At 54.3% G+C, this 22,751-nt stretch carries 20 protein-coding genes and 1 pseudogene; 16 read left to right on the top strand and 5 right to left on the bottom strand.

Annotated features, from left to right (window positions below):
• From RCH87_RS05785 to RCH87_RS05775, 3 genes are all read left to right on the top strand, one after another.
• A partial coding sequence (locus RCH87_RS05785; RefSeq protein ID WP_306515780.1) for an AI-2E family transporter occupies nt 1–1,074 on the top strand: 1,074 nt, incomplete at its 5' end.
• A gap of 9 nt (nt 1,075–1,083) precedes the next feature.
• Nucleotides 1,084–2,343 carry a DNA recombination protein RmuC gene (locus tag RCH87_RS05780; protein ID WP_306515779.1) on the top strand — a complete coding sequence of 420 codons (1,260 nt, stop codon included), beginning with the start codon at nt 1,084–1,086 and terminating at the stop codon, nt 2,341–2,343.
• A gap of 11 nt (nt 2,344–2,354) precedes the next feature.
• Entirely contained in the window at nt 2,355–3,104 is a 750-nt protein-coding gene (locus tag RCH87_RS05775; RefSeq protein WP_306515778.1) for a DUF6542 domain-containing protein, read from the top strand.
• On the opposite strand, the gene RCH87_RS05770 is transcribed toward RCH87_RS05775, so the two are convergent.
• Nucleotides 3,101–4,090, bottom strand: coding sequence for a 4-hydroxy-3-methylbut-2-enyl diphosphate reductase (locus RCH87_RS05770; RefSeq protein ID WP_306515777.1), 990 nt, complete (start codon nt 4,088–4,090; stop codon nt 3,101–3,103). The genes RCH87_RS05775 and RCH87_RS05770 overlap by 4 nt on opposite strands.
• Before the next feature lie 173 nt (nt 4,091–4,263).
• Here RCH87_RS05770 and xseA point away from each other — a divergent pair, with 173 nt between their 5' ends.
• The 4 genes from xseA (at nt 4,264) to glnA (ending at nt 8,588) form a co-directional block, all read left to right on the top strand.
• Nucleotides 4,264–5,502: an exodeoxyribonuclease VII large subunit gene (gene xseA / locus RCH87_RS05765; protein ID WP_306515776.1), complete on the top strand. Its 1,239-nt coding sequence runs from the start codon at nt 4,264–4,266 to the stop codon at nt 5,500–5,502.
• A 30-nt stretch (nt 5,503–5,532) separates the two neighbouring features.
• The gene (locus RCH87_RS05760; RefSeq protein ID WP_306515775.1) at nt 5,533–5,850 is read left to right on the top strand and encodes an exodeoxyribonuclease VII small subunit; all 318 of its coding nucleotides are present in this window, start codon (nt 5,533–5,535) and stop codon (nt 5,848–5,850) included.
• 21 nt (nt 5,851–5,871) lie between these two features.
• The gene (locus tag RCH87_RS05755) at nt 5,872–7,017 is read left to right on the top strand and encodes a tyramine oxidase subunit B (protein ID WP_306515774.1); all 1,146 of its coding nucleotides are present in this window, start codon (nt 5,872–5,874) and stop codon (nt 7,015–7,017) included.
• A gap of 107 nt (nt 7,018–7,124) precedes the next feature.
• On the top strand, nt 7,125–8,588 hold the full coding sequence (gene glnA, locus RCH87_RS05750) for a type I glutamate--ammonia ligase (protein WP_306515773.1): 1,464 nt from the start codon (nt 7,125–7,127) through the stop codon (nt 8,586–8,588).
• Between the two features lie 90 nt (nt 8,589–8,678).
• Here glnA and RCH87_RS05745 read toward each other — a convergent pair whose 3' ends face one another.
• On the bottom strand, nt 8,679–9,254 hold the full coding sequence (locus RCH87_RS05745; protein WP_306515772.1) for a DUF4245 domain-containing protein: 576 nt from the start codon (nt 9,252–9,254) through the stop codon (nt 8,679–8,681).
• Between the two features lie 154 nt (nt 9,255–9,408).
• Between RCH87_RS05745 and glpX the strand changes: the two genes are divergently transcribed.
• The 5 genes from glpX to RCH87_RS05720 all read left to right on the top strand — a co-directional run bounded on the left by glpX (nt 9,409) and on the right by RCH87_RS05720 (nt 16,529).
• The gene (glpX, locus tag RCH87_RS05740; protein ID WP_306515771.1) at nt 9,409–10,431 is read left to right on the top strand and encodes a class II fructose-bisphosphatase; all 1,023 of its coding nucleotides are present in this window, start codon (nt 9,409–9,411) and stop codon (nt 10,429–10,431) included.
• Between the two features lie 107 nt (nt 10,432–10,538).
• Nucleotides 10,539–11,942: a class II fumarate hydratase gene (locus tag RCH87_RS05735; RefSeq protein WP_306515770.1), complete on the top strand. Its 1,404-nt coding sequence runs from the start codon at nt 10,539–10,541 to the stop codon at nt 11,940–11,942.
• Nucleotides 11,943–12,175: 233 nt separating this feature from the next.
• On the top strand, nt 12,176–12,538 hold the full coding sequence (locus RCH87_RS05730; RefSeq protein ID WP_306515769.1) for a zinc ribbon domain-containing protein YjdM: 363 nt from the start codon (nt 12,176–12,178) through the stop codon (nt 12,536–12,538).
• A 1,251-nt stretch (nt 12,539–13,789) separates the two neighbouring features.
• Nucleotides 13,790–14,425 (top strand): hypothetical protein, encoded by a 636-nt coding sequence (locus tag RCH87_RS05725; protein WP_306515768.1) that lies wholly within the window; start codon nt 13,790–13,792, stop codon nt 14,423–14,425.
• A 13-nt stretch (nt 14,426–14,438) separates the two neighbouring features.
• Nucleotides 14,439–16,529, top strand: coding sequence for a hypothetical protein (locus RCH87_RS05720; protein WP_306515767.1), 2,091 nt, complete (start codon nt 14,439–14,441; stop codon nt 16,527–16,529).
• Nucleotides 16,530–16,578: 49 nt separating this feature from the next.
• Here RCH87_RS05720 and RCH87_RS05715 read toward each other — a convergent pair whose 3' ends face one another.
• The 3 genes from RCH87_RS05715 to RCH87_RS05705 are packed head-to-tail and all read right to left on the bottom strand — an operon-like array spanning nt 16,579 to nt 19,371.
• A complete protein-coding gene (locus tag RCH87_RS05715; RefSeq protein ID WP_306515766.1) occupies nt 16,579–17,502 on the bottom strand; it encodes a hypothetical protein in 924 nt (307 codons plus the stop codon).
• A gap of 41 nt (nt 17,503–17,543) precedes the next feature.
• Nucleotides 17,544–18,731, bottom strand: a complete 1,188-nt coding sequence (locus RCH87_RS05710; protein WP_306515765.1) for a hypothetical protein — start codon at nt 18,729–18,731, stop codon at nt 17,544–17,546.
• 19 nt (nt 18,732–18,750) lie between these two features.
• Nucleotides 18,751–19,371 (bottom strand): GntR family transcriptional regulator, encoded by a 621-nt coding sequence (locus RCH87_RS05705; protein WP_306515764.1) that lies wholly within the window; start codon nt 19,369–19,371, stop codon nt 18,751–18,753.
• A 307-nt stretch (nt 19,372–19,678) separates the two neighbouring features.
• Here RCH87_RS05705 and RCH87_RS05700 point away from each other — a divergent pair, with 307 nt between their 5' ends.
• From RCH87_RS05700 to RCH87_RS05685, 4 genes and pseudogenes are all read left to right on the top strand, one after another.
• Nucleotides 19,679–20,848: an NRAMP family divalent metal transporter gene (locus RCH87_RS05700; protein WP_306515781.1), complete on the top strand. Its 1,170-nt coding sequence runs from the start codon at nt 19,679–19,681 to the stop codon at nt 20,846–20,848.
• A gap of 134 nt (nt 20,849–20,982) precedes the next feature.
• Nucleotides 20,983–21,756, top strand: coding sequence for a 5-oxoprolinase subunit PxpA (locus RCH87_RS05695; protein WP_306515763.1), 774 nt, complete (start codon nt 20,983–20,985; stop codon nt 21,754–21,756).
• Nucleotides 21,750–22,376 (top strand): allophanate hydrolase subunit 1, encoded by a 627-nt coding sequence (locus RCH87_RS05690; protein ID WP_306515762.1) that lies wholly within the window; start codon nt 21,750–21,752, stop codon nt 22,374–22,376. The genes RCH87_RS05695 and RCH87_RS05690 overlap by 7 nt, the downstream gene beginning before the upstream one ends.
• Nucleotides 22,370–22,751 (top strand): annotated as a pseudogene (locus tag RCH87_RS05685) (allophanate hydrolase subunit 2 family protein); the annotation flags it as partial. The gene RCH87_RS05690 and the pseudogene RCH87_RS05685, both read left to right, overlap by 7 nt.

Genomic DNA, 22,751 nt, shown 5'->3' with positions numbered 1-22,751 from the left:
GGCCCACCACTGCACCTCAATAGCGAAGATTTATCGAATTTCATCGACGAAATCTTCACCTGGATGCAAGACCAAGCTGACACCATCGTCGGTGGAGTTTTCGCTGGCATTGAAACTGCCACCTCGATGATCATCACGTTGTTCGTCGTCTTGGTTTTGACGTTTTTCTTCCTCAAAGACGGCCACAAATTCTTACCGTGGCTGCGCCGGGCAACTGGTCGCCGCACCGGTTGGCACATGACGGAGCTTCTCACCCGCGCATGGCTCACCCTCGGTGGATTCATCCGAGCCCAAGCACTGGTGTCACTCATTGACGCGGTCTTCATTGGGCTGGGACTGGTCATCATCGGCGTACCCCTCGCACTGGCACTGGCGATCATCACCTTTATGGCTGGATTCATTCCATTCGCCGGTGCCATCACCGCGGGCGCCTTGTCGACGTTGATTGCCCTTGTCAGCCTTGGTTTCACAGAGGCAGTCATCGTGCTGATCGTCGTGGTTGCCGTGCAACAAATAGAAAGCAACATCCTGTCACCATGGTTCCAAGCCCGAGCAATGAACCTGCACCCCGTCGTCGTATTGATTTCGGTGATCACAGGTGCCGCATTGTTCAACCTCATCGGAGCGTTCCTGGCCGTACCAGTAGCTGCAATGGTCGCGGTGTGCTACCGCTACGCGCAAGACATTTTGACCCTGGAATCAGGTGAGCGCCGTGCGCGCGACATCACTTCCGTCACCGTTGCCGGTAAGCTTGCAGCAAAATTCACTGAAGATAATGGCCTCAGCCTTCGTCGTTCTTGGCGCCAAGATGGCAGCTCGCAGCCGCATGCACATGAAGACGCAGCGAAATACACCAAGGAAGCTGCGATCCACCTTGACGATGATCTCGAAGACCAGCTCGAAAAGCACATCGACCTGGACGCTCGCCCCGACGACGCAACCACGCGTCACGAACACCGTTTGGCTACCGAACGGTTCTCACAATGGTGGAAAAAGATTTCTGGAAACAATAAATCTCATTCCGCACAAGACCCCGCACAAAAATCTGTACAAACACGAAACGAAGAATCCTAGAGCGATTACATGACTCTTTCTGTAGCCGCCGTCATTTCCGTCATCGTTGCGCTCGTGCTGGGCATCGCGCTCGGCTGGTTCGCGCACGACAGTCTACGCACCACGAAAGCCCCTGTACCTTCCCGGCCCGACGAGCCTTCCCAGCCTGTTCACCAGCAAGACCCTGCCCTCACCCCGGCTCTGGAATCGCTCGCCGTCGTCGAGCGATCTCTTCACAATATCGACGGCCAGCTGCGTGCCATGGAAAACGAACGCAGCCATACTGCTGCATCGCTAACGAGCCAAGTCCAAGCACTGTCTCGCACTTCGACGCGGTTAAACGAACGCACTGATCAACTAGTTAATGCCTTACGCAGCCCAAATGTTCGCGGCCGGTGGGGAGAAATACAGCTGCAACGGGTCGTTGAGCTAGGTGGAATGGTTGAACACTGCGATTTCAGCGTGCAAGCATCCGCGAAATTAGGCGAAAAAATTGTCCGCCCCGATATGGTGATTCACTTGGCCGGTGGCAGACAGATTATCGTCGATGCCAAAGTGCCATTTTCATCGTATCTCGATGCACTCGATACCAACGATCCCGAAGAACATGCAGCATATTTGCGTCGACATGCACATTTATTGCGCACGCATGTAGCCAACTTATCGGCCAAACCATACCTCGATGCGTTCCAGCCAAGCCCAGAATTCGTCGTGCTGTTTGTACCAGCGGATCCATTTTTAGATTCTGCTCTCAACACCGACCCTGAGTTGCTGGAATTTGCCTTTGCCCGCAATATCGTCATCGCTACCCCAACGACCTTATTTGCACTTTTGCGGACAGTGGCTTTGGGATGGCGACAAGAGGATTTCTCAGATAAAGCCAAAGAGATCCACGAATTGGGTAGACAGCTGTATACGCGCCTGAATACCGTCAGCGAGCATTACAACAGCGTCGGAAGAAACCTCGATAAAGCGGTCGAGGCCTATAATTCCACTCTTTCCTCGCTGGATTCGCGCGTCATGGTCTCAGCTCGCCGCTTAGCGGAAATGGGTGTTAGCTCACAGCAACCGGTCAAGCCGTATCACGCTGCGCATCGTGCACGCCATAGCGCGGACAACACTCGCATCGATGGCATACAAGAATTCGCCAGCACCCAAGAAAATAATGGCACCAACAGCATCGGCGCTAGTACTCGCGGCGAAGCCCCCGCGGATTTTCTACGCGATGATCTTGCCACCCCACCAACGAACCACGATGTCGCAGACTCTCGCGACCCCAACTTCGGCTAAGATAATCGATTGTGTCTACCCAGTCTCGAAGGTCCCCCGCGCCAGGTTTCACAGGCCTGTCGTTGCCGCTTGCGCTCGTACTAGTGCTTGCAGCCAGCGTGACAGGTTTGTTGCTCAGCATCCTCATGCAAGGCATAGGTTGGCCGTTTCTGCTGTGCTTTTTTGTTGCAGCCATCTTCGTGACACTGCTTGTGGAACCAGAATCGTTGTTTTTAACAGTTTCCCCGTTGCCGTTATTTTTCGGGGTTTTTGCGTTCTTCACGTCCTGGGGAAACAATATTGCTAATTCTCCGGAAGGTGCTGCCTGGGCTTCGCGAACGATGATATGGACCTCGGTCTACCCCGTCGTTGAATATTTTCCGGCGCTAGCACTCATCACGGTATTGACGGTAGGCATCGCAATCGTGCGGCTGCTTTTGTTACGTGGACGTGCTCGAACTTCGGAGCGCAACCGTCGGCAGCAACGAAGCCGCAATCGCGCCTCGGATCGTCGCAACCTGCGTTCAAGTACGCGAGCCCGCGAACAATCCAACCGGGTCACCGTAGAAGAGCTAATGGCCCGCAATCGTGCCGACGGCGCTACTCGTTCACCCGTGCGCTCTTCCCGTCTTCCACGTTCCAAAGCTGATTTCACCCAGTCCGGACGGAGCGCAGCGACGAGCACTCAGCCAGCTGAACCCACACGGACAGCTAGCCGACGGGCACAAACCGCCAGTTCTTCACAATACTCACAGCAACGACGTCGCAGCAGCAGAGATTAGCTTGAACTACGCGCTGGCTTTTTCCGGTTTCGCGCTGGACGCAAATCACGAGGTAACGAGAACTGGATCGTTTCTGTCGTCGTAGTGATTTCTTTGACTCGAGAAAAACCACGTTCATCGAGCCATTCGACGACTTCTCGTACCAATAATTCCGGCACCGAAGCACCACAGGTAACACCGACGGTTTCGACGCCGTCGAGCCATTCTTCATTGATCTCATCCGCAAAATCAACCAGGTATGACGCCTTAGACCCAGCGTCGAGAGCTACCTCAACTAAGCGTTTCGAATTCGATGAGTTCGTCGAACCAACCACGATCACCAACTCACACTGCGGGGCGATCGCACGCACTGATTCCTGCCGGTTCTGCGTCGCGTAGCAAATGTCATCGCTCGGTGGGTTTTCCAGATGCGGGAAGCGCTCGCGCAATTTGTTGACGATCTCCATGGTCTCAGTCACAGACAGCGTCGTTTGCGAAAGCCAGACGATTTTTTTGTCGGCAAGCAAATCAGGCAGCTTGTCGACGCCACCAACTCCATCGACCAAATATGTCACCTCTGGTGCATGCCCAGCGGTTCCTTCCACTTCTTCGTGGCCTTCGTGGCCAACCAGCAAAATGTGGTAGCCGTCTCGCGCGAAACGCTCAGCCTCGCGGTGCACCTTCGTCACCAACGGACAAGTCGCATCCAACGTCAATTGTTTACGCTCGGTTGCCTCGGCGCGCACGGCCGGCGAAATGCCGTGGGCGGAAAACACCAGGTGGGCACCTTCCGGAGCCTCTTCTGCCTCATTAACGAAAATTACGCCACGCTTTTCAAACGATTGCACCACGTACTTGTTGTGCACGATTTCTTTGCGTACGTATATGGGGGCTCCGTATTTTTCTAAGGCTTTTTCCACCGTCTCAACGGCGCGATCCACCCCGGCGCAATAGCCTCGGGGTGCCGCAAGGAGAACATTGGGTTCTTGCACAGCCTGTTCAGTCATGCCTTCCAGGGTATCCAATACGTCAACAAGCAGTACAATGGGCGAGCATTAAGCATGATAATCGACGCTTAATCTAAAGCTAGTTAGCTCCTCATCAGTCCCCCACCGGCAAAAAGGGGCACCCGAGGCACACTGGATACGCAAGCAAACATCGTGAAGTGAAGGGATAGTTGTTGAGTAGACCACCTGCAACATTCGAGAATCCATGGTCGGTCAGCACCGTCAATACTGAGATCAAAGGCTGGATAGAACGCCTCGGCTACCTCTGGGTAGAAGGCCAGCTCACGCAGATCAACATGAAACCGTCCTGGAAGCTGTCCTATCTCACACTGCGCGATGTTAACCAAGAGATGTCGGTAGCGCTGACAGCTCCTACCCAATTGCTGCAGAATCTCCCCACCCCAATCAAAGATGGCGATCGCATAGTCGTCTACGGCAAACCTGCGTTTTATGCTGGCCGGGGATCGTTTTCATTATGGGTCACGGATATTCGTCATGTCGGCATCGGCGAACTGCTCGCACGCATCGAAAACTTGCGTCGAGCGTTGGCCGCCGAGGGTCTTTTCGACGCCTCCAAGAAGCTGCCGTTGCCCTATTTGCCGCGCACCATCGGGTTAATCACCGGTCGTGGTTCAGCCGCCGAGCGTGACGTGTTATCCGTAGCACGTGATCGTTGGCCAGCCGTGAATTTCCGCGTGATCAATACAGCAGTCCAAGGCACGCAAGCCGTAAGCCAAGTGGTTGATGCTCTGCAAACCCTTGATGCCGACGATGACGTCGACGTCATCATTATCGCTCGTGGCGGTGGCAGCGTAGAAGATTTGCTGCCGTTTTCAGATGAAGCTCTCCAGCGCGCAGTCTCTGCCGCGTCCACCCCGGTTGTCTCTGCCATTGGCCACGAGCCAGATTCGCCGATCTTGGATAATATCGCAGATCTTCGTGCGGCCACGCCTACGGATGCTGCAAAAAGGGTTGTCCCCGACGTCGCCGAAGAACGGGCGCTTCTCGACGAAGCCCGACACCGCATGGCACAAGCAATCGGCCAGTGGGTAGCACGTGAACGCCACAATCTCGACGCTTTGCGCTCCCGACCGGTCTTGGCAGATCCGCGCACGCCTATTAATACTCGCCGCGATGAGCTTGCTACTGCCGTGGGATCGATTCGTCGCGAAATTAGGCATGTGCTCGGCCAAGAAATGGCACGGGTTTCTGCGCTACGTGGCCAGGTTTCTGCACTTGGGCCTGCTTCAACTCTTGAGCGGGGATATGCCATCGTGCAGGTCTTACCCCGTGATGGCGAACCCGAAGTCGTTACCAATATCAACCAGTCTCCCCCAGGCTCACAATTACGCATCCGTGTCACTGACGGTTCGATCACTGCTGCCGGGATGGGAACCCAGCGGGCTGATTAATAGTCAATAACTAACCAGAAAGGTTGCACCATGAATAATTCCTTTGGCACCGGTAATCCAAGCGAGGCTACTCCTATCGAAAATCTCAGCTACGAGCAAGCACGTGATGAGCTCATCGAAACCGTCAAGATCTTAGAACTCGGACAAATGGGTTTGGATGAGTCACTAAAATACTGGGAACGTGGCGAAGCGTTGGCTAAACGATGCGAAGAGCATTTAGACCGAGCAAGCAAACGTGTCGACGATGCAATGAATGCTCATGCTGGCAAGGAGAATAGCTCCGGCGACGATACCGACAGCGGCGGTACCGACAACGACAATACCGACAACTCAGAATCTCAAAATTAAAACCTAGCGAAAGGAACGCCTGTGAGCGCAAAAAATCCCCCACGCATTGACTTTCTCTATCTCTCAGAACAAGACATGATCGACGCCGGAGTCACTGACTTCGCGCAGTGCGTCGAAGCAATGGAAGAGACACTCATTCTGCTTGCCGACGGCGACTACCGCATGGCAGGTGCTTCTGCGAACTCACACGGCGCGCAAATTAGTTTCCCGGCCGAACCCAAGCATGATTCGATGCCGACTGATGGCCCAGACCGTCGCTTCATGGCAATGCCTGCCTATCTCGGCGGGCGTTTCCGCACCACGGGTGTGAAATGGTACGGCTCGAATGCAGAAAACCGTGGCAAAGGACTTCCACGATCGATTCACGTTTTCGTGCTTAACGACGCTGATACCGGCGCTCCATTGTCAATCATGTCCGCCAACTTGCTCTCTGCTTACCGCACCGGCGCGGTGCCGGGAGTTGGCGTAAAGCATTTGGCGCTAAAAGATGCCGAAACCGTCGGCATCATCGGCCCCGGTGTGATGGCACGAACAATCCTCGGCTCGGCTATTTCGCAGCGTCCAACGATCAACAAGGTGAAGTTGAAAGGTCGCAGCGCGGGTTCAACGGAAAAGGCTGCAGAATGGATTCGGGAGAATTTCGACGTCGAGGTCGTCGTCGTTGATACCGAGCAAGAAGCCATCGAGGGCTCCGATATCTGCATCGGTGCAACCACCACGTCATCAGACGGCCCTGAGGCGTATCCGTATTTCAAGAAAGAGTGGATCAAGCCAGGCGCTTTGTTGTTGTGCCCGGCTGCCGCGCGCTTGGATGAAGATTTCCTGCGCTCCGACGATTGCACGCTCGTCTGGGATTACGAGGGCTTGTATGCCGAGTGGTTCCACGAAAACGGCCCTGGCCAAACTTATAAGTCACTGGGCATCATCGGAAGTCACTGGTACGACATGATCAATGAATCTCGGTTGGATGCCGACCAGATTTCCAACATGGGAGACATTGCCTCGGGTAAGATTGCTGGACGAGAAAACGACGAACAGATCTTCTGCTATTCCGTTGGTGGAATGCCAGTCGAGGATGTCGCATGGGCCACTGATGTGTACCAGAATGCACTGGACAAAGGCATTGGGCAATCACTCAACCTGTGGGAAACTCCCGCACTGAAATAATCCTGCAACAAGGACGATTTTCTGGGGTTGTTACTGATTGGTGCTGGTTGTCTCCAGATTCCAGTGCGGTTCTTCCCCGTACACAAAACTCTCTGCGAGGAGCAGATATGGCAGTCACTACCGTGACCGAACTTCTTGATTTTTTCAAAGCTCATTCTGTTGAGTATTTGGACATGCGTTTTACCGATCTGCGGGGCATCGAGCACGCATTGACCATCCCTGCGAGCGCGTTTACGGAAGAATCCGCCGCGGAAGGATTCGCTTTCGATGGTTCATCGATTGATGGCTTTGCGACGGTGGATGAGTCTGACATGTTGCTACGGCCGGATATTTCCACCGCGTATATTGATCCGTTCCGCGCGCGCAAAACGGTAAACATGAAGTTTTTCGTGCACAAGCCAGATTCTGCCGAAACTCCCTACGCGCGCGATCCGCGCAGTATCGCCCGGAGCGCAGAAGAATATCTACGAAAAACTGGTATCGCTGATACTTGCTACATCGGTTGCGAAGCAGAGTTTTTTGTCTTTGATTCGGTGCGCTATTCCACTGCAGTGAATTCAGCCTTTCACCATGTCGATTCTGATGAGGGCTGGTGGCGTTCTGGCGAAAAAACTATGATCAATGGTGAGCCCAACCGTGGTAACCAAATCAACCTCAGCGACGGTTACTTCCCTGTCGCTCCCTATGATAAAACCATTGCCGTCCGAGATGAGATCGCCCATCATTTGAGCGGATGCGGGTTTGAGGTGGAACGATTTCACCACGAAATTGCCACCGGTGGTGTGCAGGAGATCAACTACAAATTCAACACACTGCTGGGCGCAGGCGATGATTTACAGACCTTCAAGTACATCGTTAAAAATACTGCCGAATCGATGGGACAGACCGCAACGTTTATGCCCAAGCCATTAGAAAACGACGGTGGTTGTGGTATGCATGCACACCAGTCGTTGTGGAAAAATGGCGAGCCACTTTTTGCTGGTGATGGCTATGCGGGCCTTTCAGAGATCGCTCTGTGGTACATCGGTGGTTTACTCAAGCACGCGGGCGCGGTGTTGGCTTTTACCAATCCGACGGCTAATTCTTACCGCCGGTTGTATTCCGGGTTTGAAGCTCCGGTCAATTTGGCTTATTCAGAATCGAATCGTTCCGCAGCTATCCGGATTCCTGCCGCAGGCAAGACCCCAGCTGCCAAACGATTAGAATTCCGCGCACCTGATCCTTCCGGCAACCCCTACTTAGGCTTTGCCGCACAATTGCTCGCAGGTTTAGACGGGATCCAAAATAAGATTGACCCTGGCGCTCCGGCAGATTTTGATCTTTCAGCAGCCGCCAGCAACCCACACTGCAGCAACCGGCCCCACCAAAATTCCCGCAGTGTAGAGCGAGTGCCGTATTCCTTGGAGCGTTCTTTGGAAGCTTTGGATACGGACCGCGAGTTTTTAACCCGCACCGGTGTGTTTAGCGATGAACTCATCGACTCACATATCCAGCTGAAATATGACAAAGAGATCATCCCGCTGCGCACAGGCCCGACGCCGAAAGAATTCGAGTTGTACTACAACGTTTAGTACAAGCGTTTGCTTCGCAGCCAAGTGTAGTTCAACGCTGTCTTTGTGGCGAAGGGCTGACTCTACTGACTGTTGCTCAAGCTACAGTAATTACACAGGTCGGTATGCCGCTGCCTGCAGGGTTGCTTCAATAATCTCGGTGAATTCTGCATCTGAGGCGACGCCGTCGAAAAGCAACGTCGTGCCTTCTTTGTCCACGCCCCACAACCGGCTCACGCTATCGTCATCAGAAGATTTCACGATGACCTCCCGCCCGGCAACCTGTTGGGTATCTTCCAGTGGCCGATATTTGCTGTCGAAGGACTGCATCGCTTTTTCGAGCGGTACATCGGTTTGCGCGATCTGGATAAAACCACGTTCTGCGGTCACCCAACCGACCACTGTCGACGATTGCCCGTCGATGAGCTTACGCCGCGCAGAATTTGGTACCCATTCCTCCGGTGCATCCGGGAAGTAAATGTCATAAGCACTCGCACGGGCTTCGTTATCAATGAACGCCTGCGGGTCAACCTCGTGCACTGGTTCAAATTCTGGTTCACCAGGGCCATACGACCACAAGCCAGTCGGTGCAACCACCACGATCATGGCAATAACGATGACAGCGACGGAGATAACCATATCCCTGCCACCCTGAAAAATTGCGGGTTTTTTAGATTCGCCAGCCACGCCCTTTAGTATGGCATGTTTCCCACATTCGGGTGGTAATCCGCCGCTGGAGCCTGCTGGATTTCGAAATCTCGGGTGCGCCCGACGGCTAGGCCAAAGAATTAGTGGAACAATGGGAGCAACGATTATGCCCAAGCTAGATTCAGGAGGATTCATGTCCGCTCCCACCTCGTATATCCCTGACCGCAACCTCGCCATGGAATTAGTCCGTGTGACCGAAGCTGCCGCTTTGGCCTCGGGCCGTTGGGTTGGTCGTGGTCAGAAAAATGAGGGCGACGGTGCCGCCGTCGATGCCATGCGTAGCCTGATTAACTCAGTGCACATGGATGGCGTCGTGGTGATTGGCGAGGGTGAAAAGGACGAAGCTCCGATGCTCTACAACGGCGAAAACGTCGGCACGGGTGAAGGCCCGCAGGTCGATATTGCGGTGGATCCCGTTGATGGCACACGCTTGATGGCTGAAGGTCGCCCCAACGCGATTTCCGTCATCGCTGCTGCCGAACGTGGCACCATGTTCGACCCATCCGCAGTGTTTTACATGAACAAGATTGCCGTTGGCCCAGAAGCCCGCGGCGCAATTGACATCAACGCCTCGGTTGCCGACAATATCGCCGCCGTCGCCAAGGCTAAAGGCATCACCGTTGCCGAAATGAACGTCGTGGTTTTGGATCGCCCACGCCACGAAAAGCTCATCGCCGAAATCCGCGAAGCCGGCGCCAAAGTTCGTTTGATCATGGACGGCGATGTTGCGGGCGCGATTGCCGCTGCACAATCTCACGACTCCAACAGCGTCGACATGATGATGGGAATTGGTGGAACCCCAGAAGGCATCATTACTGCCTGTGCCATGAAATGCATGGGTGGCGAGATCCAAGGCAAACTGTGGCCACAAAGCGAAGAAGAGGCTGAAAAGGCCCGCGCTGCCGGACACGACTTGGACAAGGTGCTGACCACCAATGATTTGGTCTCGTCCGACAACTGCTACTTCGCGGCCACCGGCGTCACCGACGGAGACATGGTGCGCGGAGTTTCCTACCGCCCGGCCGGTGCGGTGACCCGCAGTCTAGTCATGCGCTCGAAATCGGGTACTACTCGCTATGTCGAGTCGATTCACCAACTGGCTAAGCTGCAGGAATATTCCGTCATTGATTACGGCAGCAAATTAGACGGGAAATAATCCCGCGACGCTGGAATACTGGTAGTAAGCGTCGGCTAGCTAGGCTCGGCGCACAACTGCACAGTTGCACGTTAACCAAAGACAAGCATTACTTTGAAGGTGAGATAATGACCGAGCAAGAATACCGCATCGAACACGACACGATGGGCGAAGTGAAGGTCCCAAAGAACGCTTTGTGGCGCGCACAAACCCAGCGTGCTGTACAGAACTTCCCTATTTCCGGCCGTGGTCTGGAATCCGCTCAGATCCGCGCCATGGGCCTGCTCAAAGCTGCATGCGCGCAGGTTAACAAAGACAACGGTGCACTAGATGCCGATAAAGCTGATGCCATCATCGCCGCAGCTAAAGATATCGCCTCTGGTAAATACGATGATGAGTTCCCAATCGATGTGTTCCAGACTGGTTCGGGTACCTCCTCGAACATGAACACCAACGAGGTCATCGCTTCCCTGGCTAAGCAAGCAGGCACCGAGGTGCACCCGAACGACGATGTCAACATGGGACAGTCCTCGAATGATACTTTCCCTACCGCGACTCACGTCGCCGCTACCGAAGCTGCAGTGAAAGACCTGATCCCTGGCTTGCAGCAGCTGCACGATTCTCTGCTGAACAAGGCCAAAGAGTGGAAAGACGTCGTCAAGTCGGGACGCACCCACTTGATGGATGCCGTACCAGTCACCCTGGGCCAGGAATTCGGTGGCTACGCTCGCCAAATCGAGCTGGGAATTGAACGTGTGAAGGCGACGTTGCCACGTCTCGGTGAACTGCCAATCGGTGGTACCGCTACTGGTACCGGCTTGAACACCTCTGCAGACTTCGGTGCGCAGGTAACCGAGGAGCTCAAGAAGTTGACCGGGCTGGAAGAACTACGTGAAGCCGTAGATCACTTCGAGGCCCAGGCCAACCGCGACGCACTGGTGGAATTCTCGGGAGCGATGAAAGTTATCGCTGGTTCCCTGTACAAGATCACCAACGACATCCGCCTGATGGGTTCCGGCCCGCTGACTGGTCTGGGCGAAATTCGTCTGGCTGATTTGCAGCCGGGTTCATCCATCATGCCGGGTAAGGTCAACCCGGTTCTCTGTGAGACCGCTACCCAGGTTTCTGCGCAGGTCATCGGCAACGACGCCGCGGTATCCTTCGGCGGCACCCAGGGACAGTTCGAGCTCAACGTCTTCATCCCGATGATGGCTCGCAACGTACTAGAGTCCGCTCGCCTGCTGGCGAACACCTCCCGTGTGTGTGCTGAGCGTTTGATCGACGACATTGAGCCAAACCGCGAAATGATGAAGACTTCTGCACAGTCGTCGCCATCGATCGTGACCCCACTGAACTCGGCTATCGGCTACGAGAACGCCGCTAAGGTGGCCAAGCACGCGCTGGCGAAGGAAATCACCATCCGCGAAGCCGTCATCGATCTGGGCTTTGTTGGCGACGACCTCACCGAGGAAGAGCTGGACAAGCGCCTGGATGTTCTGGCAATGGCGAACACGGACCGCGACCGCTTTTAATCGAATTTCCAGCGAGAAAGACAGCGGCTGAGCCTGCAGTCCTTTGATTAGCTAACTCGCTACTATGACGCCCTAGGAATTTACCTAGGGCGTTTTCTTGTCGGATGAAGCTCTTGGAGTTTGGTCTTCCCAGGAGCGACTGTTTGTTGGCAGTTATTGCGCCGCTCGGAACACGCGATGCCTGAGCTGACGCAGAATTCTTCTCCACCGTGGTTTACCGCTACTATGATGCAATGACTTTGCCAGCTTGCCCTGAGTGCACCAGCGAATACACCTATGAATTGCCTCCAATGCTTGTGTGCCCGGAATGTGCCCACGAGTGGAATCCCGGCACCGAATCAGAGAATGGTACTACTGAGACCTCAAATGTCATCAAAGACAGCGTGGGTAATGAACTTGCCGACGGCGATTCCATCACCATCACACAAACGGTCAAGGTGAAAGGTGCACAGCAACCATTGAAATCTGGCACCAAGGTTCGCAATATTCGTCTGAATTTTGACGCTGGAACCGGTCTGGAAGACCACAACATCGACTGCAAAATTGATGGTTTTGGCGCAATGACACTGAAACCAGCTGTTGTGAAGAAGTCATAATCCAGTCGGGTATCCCCCCAGATTTATCAATTTATAGACCTCGGTTTGATCATTTTTAGCCCTTGCTCGGAACTTGCAAGGGCTAAATTTCTGGGTTCCCAAGCCTTACCTTCCCCCAAATAGGGGCAAGATGGCTCTACCCTATTTTATTCCACATTCCTCACACTCAATTGTGATCGATCCAGCAGATTCGAACAAGTTGACGTATATTGAACTCTCAGATTTCTACAAGCTTTGATTTAGCCGAAATGACCTAAACCACTTGAGCCACACAGGATAGGCTTATTTCGCCGAAGAATTTTTATCTTTGCGCTTGGATTATGAGACTCAAGCGACACAAAGTTAGTGGTTTAAATTGCAAAATAAATACTGTGAATTTTGAAGGTTTCGACAAAGAACAATGCGTCGAACTAGCAATCGAGACTGACGTAAAAACGCTCTTACCAGCGAGTATAGTTGATCAATCATCTAGTTTGTGTCTTCTGCGCCCTGCAAGACAAATCCTCAGCTTTGATGCACAATGAGTTTCAGCGAAGAGGTCAGCACGGGTTGATCATTCGCTGAGAGCACGTTTGTAATCACCGGCTAAGTACGGGGGATATTGATGCTGCTAATTTGCACAGGCCTCTTGCCAGCTACGGGCGCGTCCACGCGCAGACGAGTTAACCGCTTTGGGGGTAGTTCGGTTAACGGCGACATCTGTGTTGATGTGACCGCGTCTAGCGCTCACGAGGCAGACGCTGCATCAATTTCTCGGATCTCGTCTGAAATTAGACAGGATCCGAAAAGTGGTTGCGGTCGGGGCCACCCATTCAGTGGATACGAAGCAAAAACTCGTATCGCCGGCGTGCTCTCGGAAAGTGTTTTGGGAAGATGCACTTTCCAAAAGGCGACAGGATTCCGGCCTCGGGGGCGTCATCGATGTCACTGTTCGAGGGCGTGGGCCGGAATCCGGCTGATGTGAAAGATAAATTAATAGAGTCTGTACAGCGAGAGCGCCCCGGATCTCACCTTTGTGTTGATCTGGGGCGCTCTCCGCTTGTTCAGACGGGTTCCAGAAAATATCCATTTTCTCTCAATTCGTGGGAACCTCCCGTTAATCAAATCAGTCCAATGGGTTTGTGCTGCCTCTCCCCTTCTAACGAGTTCGCAGCGCAAACCGTACGACGGACTAGGAAAGGAAGACAGATGAGCTGGTATCGAGCTGGTTGTGCACTGGCGCTAGCTGGGTTCATGGCCTCCAGCTGTAGCGTGGCAGATAATTCCAACGCTGCTAGCACGCATCTGACCAATAGCCAGTCACAGTCTGGCCACGATCCAGCGCTGAGCAATGATGCTGATGGGCACCACGATGCTAAACCTAGCGGTGAGGGGGAATTTAATAGCGCAACCACAGACGCCAAGTTTGAGTTCGCAGACTGGGTTCCCGAGCGGGGCCCCGCCGATACGTCTGATCCGGATTTCGAACTACCTCGTGTTTGTGATCTAATCTCCGAAAATCAATATCAGAGGGCCGGACTAATAGACAGCCATGGACCTTCGTCGGCGTCCCATGGTTTTAAGTTCAGCACGTGCTTCAAAGAAATCGATAAGGAACTTCAACCATCATTTTCGCAGCAGCCAGTCGACGGATTGCTGGGAATTACTATTGATCGTGGGTCCGTTCTAGATCTTGAAAGAGAACAATTAATCGTTTCGCCCACATTTAATTCATCGATTCCCGGCCTTCATGCACATCGATTCCTAGATGGTAATGGGTGTGCGGTTGGAATTGAGACAGTGGAAGGAAGACTTTACGTTGACTATACAAATATAGAACCTGGCCGCACGTTTGAAGACAACTGTCGCATAGCACATGAATATTTCGATCGGCTGATTACAAAATAACTCGGGGGATTCAATGAGCATTGAAATTTCAATCAATTCGCTTGCAAGTGCAGAAGAAAAGCTACGATCTGTCAGCAAAGCAGCACTCCAGCAGAGCCAAATAAGCGCAAAAAGCCAGCTCTCCGAAGCGTTTTCCCAAATTCCTGGACTCGGCTTCCTCGCCGCAGAACACGGTCGCACGCTTGCTGGAAATCCGGGCTCTGCCGCGGAAGAATTTTCTGCACTCGCAAACAAAATCGCCTGGGCCGCAGACAATCTGCATACTCTCGCAGATGCAGTCTACGAGCAAGACGATCAAATAGCTCGCAGCCTAGACAACATGCACGGTGCACAGGCGGCCACCAATGAGCATTTCTTCACCGCAGCCGAGCCAGACGACAAGACTGCACCGGTGGCGATCAACAGCCCTGTCATCGGCTATGTTCCAGACATTGATTTACTAGCAAGTTATTTCTCTGGAACCGTAGATTCCGCAGCTCATCATGACGCAGAGCTGTGGCAACACATCGGCCAAACTGCAACCGAAATTTCCGACGGTCTCGAAGAAGTAGCAGCAGAGCTTGAATCAAACAACTACGGCGACGCAATTTCTGGCGGCGCCCACAAGTTACGCAGCTTCGCTAATACCGGGCGCGTCCTGAACGCAAACTCTCAGATCATGAACGGGACCATCCAAAACCTAGTACAAGTCATCGACGGAGCTCGACAGACTACAAACCTGGTGCAGCAATCGTTACGCGTTAACCAGCACCCCGGCGCGAGCGCGGCGATCGAGCAATCGTACCTAACTTCTTTTCCACCGCAATTCGCTGCTGCGCTCCAAGTTGCGGTGCCGCGCCTATTGGGACTGAGCATTCCGCAACCTAATGCGAGCGGAGGCGATAACCAAGCTGTGGAAGGTGGCCACGCTCAATCCGGCGCTGAGCAAGCTCGTGCTGCAATGCGCCTTCCGACCGACGTTCAGCAAGCAATCGCTGATTATGGATCTAACCAGGCAACTTTCGCAGCCGCAGATGAAGGCACCGCCTCCGTAGCGAATGTCGGCACACATGCCGCTCACGCTACCGCTGCTGGTCACCATCCTGCTCCGCATGCTTCGTCCGCTAATCTGGCTTCCCAGCCCGCAGCAACAACTGCATTAAATGCCCAACACCCTAGGATCGCTAATGCCGTCAATGCTGCAACCGGATCGCCAGCAAATCTGCCCCGCGGGTACTCAGGTCTTTCTGGCATGTCTCCTGCCACAACCACACCCGGTGCTGGTGCATCGCGTGTGCTGGGAGCTGGCAACCCTGCTGGTCTCGGTCCATCACGCACCGTAGGCACGGCGGTTCCAAATGCATCTACCGTTAACGCAGCTAATCCCCGTGGTGGTGGGCATGCAGTCAGCCGGCCAGTCACGCCTGCCCCAGGGTCTGCACCTTTGACAGCCCGCGGTGCACAGGCCTCCTCCCCCGCAAATGGTGGTACTACGATCGGCCGTACTCCAGGAATAACTTCAGGTCATGCAGGCACTGGTTTTGGGGGTACTGGGGTTCCTGGCATAAATGGCACCGGTCGCAGCGGTATCAACGCCACGTCACCATTGGGAGTTGGTGCCCGGGGTGTTGGAACTACTGGGCTTTCAAGTCCCGGTTCCATGAATGCTCACCAAAGCGAGAATTTTTCTGCTCGTCCAATTGGTGCTGGCGGTACAGCTCCTCATTCGGGAGGGTCTAGTCAGTCCGGCGGCACCAGCACAAACAACGGCTACGGCGGACACGGAAGCAATGGTGGAAACAATGCCTCTAGCAATAACGGTGCACACAATAGTTCCGGCCAACATGGTTCCAACGGACATCACGGTAACCAGCAAGCACATGGCAGCAACAGCGGAAACTCCACGGGGAATTCGTCACGTGCGGGAACAGGACATCTGGGGCGTGGAATGACTCCCATGATGGGAGCGCCGGGTCAAGGGGGACAAGGCGCAAACTCTGGCTCGAAACCTAATCGAGCAAAAGCAGTAACTACGGCTATTGAGCGGGAAGGAAATCAGAAGGCATTGCTTGGTGAACGCCGTCCCGTCGTTCCTGGTGTCATCGGTGCCTGGGTTCGTGACTAAGCCAGTAACCCGAACAGTACTGTCCCCGTAGCCAAGCTAGCCAAGCTAGCTAAGTACCCTTGATCCGGGCGAGCAGGTACTCCGTCGGGTAAAGCATATAGCTGTCATCGGTCACATCAGATACCGTATGAACTTCATCATCTACAGCCACATGCAGGCGCGGTGAAATGCCTCGCTCATCAGTAGCGAACAAGGCCAAAGCCGCGCCTGCCATCGTAGCCATTCCTTCGGCAAGATCGTTGCCATAAGTCACCGGACGAAACAACACCATGTCAGGCTGTGGCACTGCGAATAGTATCCCCGCGCGAAAGTCCTCGCCGGGGATAAATCTTTGCACGCACCATTCCACAAACAACGGCACAGAACTCCAATGCGGGTTTGAGCTGCGCAAAACATATGCGTATGCCCCGCCTGGGCCACTCCGTCGTCGCTGCACTTCGACCTCAGCAGCATCTAATGCTCCAAATAAATTACGCCGGGCAACGCCGAGGATCGTCTGAATATCGTCATCAATCTCCCGAACCTTATACGCGGGAAGTCGCAAATATTTCCCTGCGCCACCAACCACCAGGTAGCGTGCCAAATCAAAGCTGAAACTTCCCCATTCACCACCGCGTTTGGCATCGAGGTGCAAAAATGCGCCCCGGTAGAGATCCGCTAGGCTAAGGCCTCGCGCTACGGTATCAGTCTCGCTGCGGATAATCCTGGCGACGAACTCATCGACGCTCGCGGCTCGCGGCCGGCCAGCAGCAATCTGTTCCAGTAGCGGTGCAAGCTCTCTACTGGTTTCGTGCCCCTCACGCCATCGCAGATGAATTGTCTGCCCGGTCGCGCGCATACTGATACCGGCAGCGCTGAGCGTCATGTGTAGTTCAGTTTCCAGCGCCTTCGCTTCGCCGATGGGCAGACCCCAATTTTTGCGACCGCGGGCAGGGTTATTTCTCGGTTGCGGATTCTTTCTCTTCGGCCACATGTTTACCAACGACGCATCACGTTAAGGAAACTCGCTATCCCTTAAGTATCCCGACGTCGGTCTTCGTGATTATTGTTTCCATTGCTTCCGCCATCGCTATCCGCATTTGAATCGCGACCATCAAAACCGGTGCCCCGCTTATAGGAATCATCAACGTCATCAATCGCAGCCGGGGTATCAGGCAATTCAAAATCTTCCGGCAAGGGTGGCAATTCGCCTGACTCCCACACGCCGCCACCAGCTTCGATAGCTGCCTGCGGATCAAAACCGCCTTTGATCAACTGGTTCATGATGTGGGCATTGGGTGCGATCTCAATCTGGTGGCTGCCCGGCGTCCAATTAGAAATTGTAGTAATTTCACCGTCGTCGTAGACGTGCACGAGTGGTGAGACCGTGGTTTCTGCACTATCCGCGATCTGTGCAGCCACCGGCGCCATCCGTGAGATACCTTCCAGCAAATCAGTGCCCTCCGTGACGGCGCGCACCAACAGCAGATGGCGAGTAGGCATCGAAAACAACAGACCATTGGTGGTATCAATTTCCGGTGCCCACATGCCGACGAATTCCTCAAGTAGCAAGGGCGCCGAACCTAAATAATGCGAGCTGGATTCGAAGGTCCACGCCGAAGCTCCAGGAGATTCATCCGGACCATTATGAAACTGCACGTCAATATCACTCGTACGCAGTTCTTCACGCAGATTAGTACGCGCGGCACGCTCTAAGGCATCAATATCATCGATCTCAGCAAGTTTTTCTAAAGCAATGGTCTGAATCGACGAGGCTGTATCCAATGCAATCGTCGCAGAAGTGTCATTGGTGAACCCGAACAATGTTGCGGCATCAACGACCTGTTGTTCTTCAGCGCTCAGATCCCGTGTAGAGACCAGCCGCAAGCGCAGCCGTGAATAAAACGCAGCGGTATCAAGCTGATCCACATACGTGTCATTATCCAGGCCAGACACAAACGAAGCCACCAAATTCGGAATCGCCTTCGGATGCTGCGAGCTAGCTACTTGGTTCACCAAATCATCCAGGCGCACCGACATGCGTCCTCGGCGCGGGTGCTCGATCGTGGCTGCCGTTCCGTTGAATCGAATCGATGCGCCCTCAGCTGCCAGTTGTCGCCGCAACGACGAACGAAGCTGATCAGCGTCTTTGCGGTTCAGGATTGGAAACGAGGGGTCCGGCTGCCGCAACAGGCGGTTTTGGCGATAGCGTCGGAACATCATGCACCTAGTCTAACGGGAACTAGGATTCTAGGCGCTCCAGAACGTGTTGTTGCGCCGTATTCAGCAAATTTCGCAGGGCATTCACAGCTTCATCGCGCCGCTTATCACGCAATAGCTCAATGATTTCTTCGTTCTGGGAAATAAATGGTTCGTGAATGTCACGCTGCGCAAGCGATAAGAAAGCGATCCGAGCTTGGGCGATGACCGGACGGATGTCTTCTACCAAACGATCGACGCCCGCTAAAGCCACGAGTTCAAGATGAACTTGGGCATTGAGGCTACCGACAACATGCCAATCATCATGTTCTGCTGCTCGACGTGCTTCGGTGATGATCGTATCCAGGCTTGACAGATCTACTGAGTCCAAATCAGTCTCTGCTACAGCGGCACATTCCACGATGCGGCGATAAGTATAAATTTCATTGATTGCTTTGGCGTTAAGCGTACGCACGAACACGCCCCGATTCGGGATGTGAACAACGAGACCATCGTTTGCCAGAAAACGGAACGCTTCGCGTAACGAGTTACGCGAGCACTCTAATTGCTGTGCTAAACGGGTTTCTGGCAAGCGTTGGCCGGGGCGGAGATCCCCTCGCGTGATGCGCTGTGTGATTTCACGCGCCAAAGAATCAGCAATCATACATAGTTATTTTATCTACTGAACCGCCCCAGGCAACTTAACGAAAAATCACCCTTGCAGTAGGTCCCTCCAGTCGTTTTCGTGAGCTGACGCACAGTTATGTTATTGTTGTTCAACAATCACTTAATAACCTGTCCCACACCACACTCGTTAGCTAGGTTTTTCACACTCCACTTCTCACAGCAAGGACGTCAACATGTCACCATCTACCAACGCTGCTGCATCGGCTGGTTCCTCCTCGGGCAACAATCCACCACAGCCGAGCTTGAAACAAGCCGCTGCAACCGCTTCCACACGCAGTATTTTGATGGGTGCCATCTTCCTCATGGCAACCTCGGCCATCGGACCCGGCTTCCTTACCCAAACAGCAGTCTTTACCAACCAATTGGCTGCGGCCTTCGGTTTCGCAATCCTGGTCTCTATCCTCATCGATATTGCAGTGCAGATGAACGTGTGGCGTGTGATTGGAGTTTCCGGGTTACGCGCACAAGAACTTGGCAATATCGTCTTTCCCGGCTTGGGCTATCTTCTCACCGCGCTGATCGGCATCGGTGGTTTCGTCTTCAATATCGGCAATATCGCCGGTGGCGGGTTAGGGTTAAATGCCCTGCTGGGCATCGATGCCAAAATCGGCGGCTTGATCACCGCGGCCATTGCCATCGTTATCTTTTTATTCCAGCGCCTTGGCGCCGCACTCGACAAGATCCTGGTCGGCTTGGGCATTCTGATGTTCGCTCTGACGATCTACGTGGCATTCGTCTCTCAGCCACCTGTCGGCGACGCACTTACTCAAACCGTGTGGCCAGAAACCGTCGACTGGGTCGTTGTCACTACCTTGGTCGGCGGAACCGTCGGCGGCTACATCACCTACGCAGGTGCGCACCGCATGCTTGATTCCGGCACCACTGGGCCAGAAAACGTCAAGGCTGTCACCCGAGCATCCGTCACCGCCATTGTTCTGACCGGAATCATGCGCTTCGTACTCTTTCTTGCGATTCTAGGAGTCGTCGCAGGCGGTGTCGCGCTCAATATCGACGACAACCCTGCCGCCGAAGCATTCCAGGCAGCCGCCGGAGACTTCGGTATGCGCGCATTCGGTGCAGTCTTGTTCGCTGCTGCCCTGTCTTCGGTCATCGGAGCCTCATACACTTCAGCGACATTCATCATCCCGAAGAAGGCAGACCTGAGAAAAGCCCAGAACATCATCACCATCGTATTCATCATTGCATCAGCGTCCACCTTTGCCTTTATTGGCTCCGCACCCGCAGCCTTGTTGGTGTTCGCCGGTGCCTTCAACGGCCTAGTTTTGCCAGTCGGCTTCACCATGATCATCTACGTCGCCATGTTCCGTCAGAAAGATCTGCTTTATGGCTACAACTACCCACGTTGGTTGATCGCTTTGGGATTCATCGGAGTTGTCGTCGCATGGTTCTTGGCTATCCGCTCCTTCGGCGGCGTATGGGACTTCGTTTTCTAAGGTATTATCAATCGCTCCAGCTCAATTCCCGTTCACTCCCCGTCCGCTAGTATCACGTAGACGTCCACCGCATCCGGACGTCCACTGCACCTGCGGGAACGTAACTTAACCACCACAACCAGGAGAAAGCACCGATGAGCACCGCACCACAAACAACTGCATTGCACATCGACCTCAATAGTGACCTTGGCGAAAGCTTCGGTAACTGGACCATGGGCAACGACAACGCCGTGTTAGACCTGGTTAGTTCAGCCAATATTGCCTGCGGCTTTCACGCCGGTGATCCTAAGGTCTTGCTCGATACCATCAAAGCCGCCCACGAGCGCGATGTGCGCATCGGCGCACACATCGGATACCGCGACCTAGCAGGCTTCGGTCGCAGGTTCATCGACTACGATGCTGAACAATTACTCGCAGAAACCGTCTACCAGCTCGGCGCCATCAAGGCCGCAGCTTCAGTGGTAGGCGCCGAAGTCAGCTACGTGAAACCCCACGGAGCGCTCTACAACCGCATGGCAACAGATAGCTACCAGGCAGAAGCCGTCATCGGCGGAATCCTCGCGGTTGATCCGCAACTTCAACTCATGGCGATGTCAGGAACTCCCGTCGTGGGTGAAGCCCGCGCTGCTGGCTTGGAGGTCATCGAAGAAACCTTTGCCGACCGCGCATATACCGACGAAGGCCGCCTCGTTCCACGCAAAGAGCCTGGTGCAGTACATGATGACGTCGATGCCGTCGTCAAGCAGGCTGTAGCGATCGCTACCGGGCAATCCTTTAATTCAGTCAATGGCAACCCGGTTCTGGTCAACGGTCAATCCATCTGTGTGCACGGCGATAGCCGCAAGGCTTTAGAGATGGTTGAAGCAATCATCACAGCGTTGAAAAAGGAGGGCATCGCCATATGCTAATCCCCTACGGTGACCGCGGCGTGCTCATTGATTTCAGCGAGCACTCCGACCCACTCGGCCAAGTTTTGGCTTATCAATCCCAATTAGAGCAAGAGAAACTACCCTGCATCGTCGACCTGATTCCGGCCGCACAAACCCTGTTGGTGGTGTTCAATCGCGACCCACGCGGCATCACCCTGCCAGCGCTGAACAACGAGGTTGCGAAAACCGGAACGGGCCAATCGCACACAATCGCGGTGACCTACGACGGCGCTGATCTCACCGAGCTTGCCGACGAATTGCACCTGCACCCTCAGGAGCTGATCACAGCACATACCGAAACCACCTGGACGGCGGCTTTTGCCGGATTCGCGCCGGGATTTTTATACCTGCGTCCAGATCCAGACAGCCCACATGCCGCATTATTCGCTGGGATTCCGCGCAGGAGCCAACCACGTACTTCGATCCCTGCTGGTTCGGTCGGACTGGCCGGTGGTTTTTCTGCAGTGTACCCGCAGAGTTCACCCGGGGGTTGGCAATTGATCGGTCGAACCGACGAGCGGATGTGGGATCTCAACCGTGAGCACCCAGCGCTGCTCACCCCAGGCGATACCGTGCGATTCCAGGAGAAAACATGCTAAAGGTGCTAGAAACCGGGCCACAGGCAACTTTCCAAGATCTCGGCCGCAACGGCTATTCCGGCTTGGGCGTGGGACCATCCGGCGCATTCGATCTCGGCGCTACCCGGCGCGCCAATCGCATGCTGGGCAACGACGATAATGCGCCCGTCATTGAGATTCTGTTCGGGGGCTTTCAGCTCCGCGCAGAACGGCCTGCGCGCCTAGTGTTTACGGGAACCGACGCCGACGTATTCGTCGACAAGCGGCGGATACGCACCCACACGGTCATTGATGTGTCCGAAGGCCAGACGGTGAGGCTAGACGTCGGCACTGGTCTGCGCGCCTACCTTGCTGTTGCTGGTGGATTCGACGTGCCAGTCGTGCTGGGGTCTGCAG

This window comes from Corynebacterium sp., from assembly GCF_030826625.1.
Classification (GTDB): domain Bacteria; phylum Actinomycetota; class Actinomycetes; order Mycobacteriales; family Mycobacteriaceae; genus Corynebacterium.
Note: the sequence above shows the minus strand (reverse complement) of the source record. Positions and strands in the feature narration are given on the sequence as shown.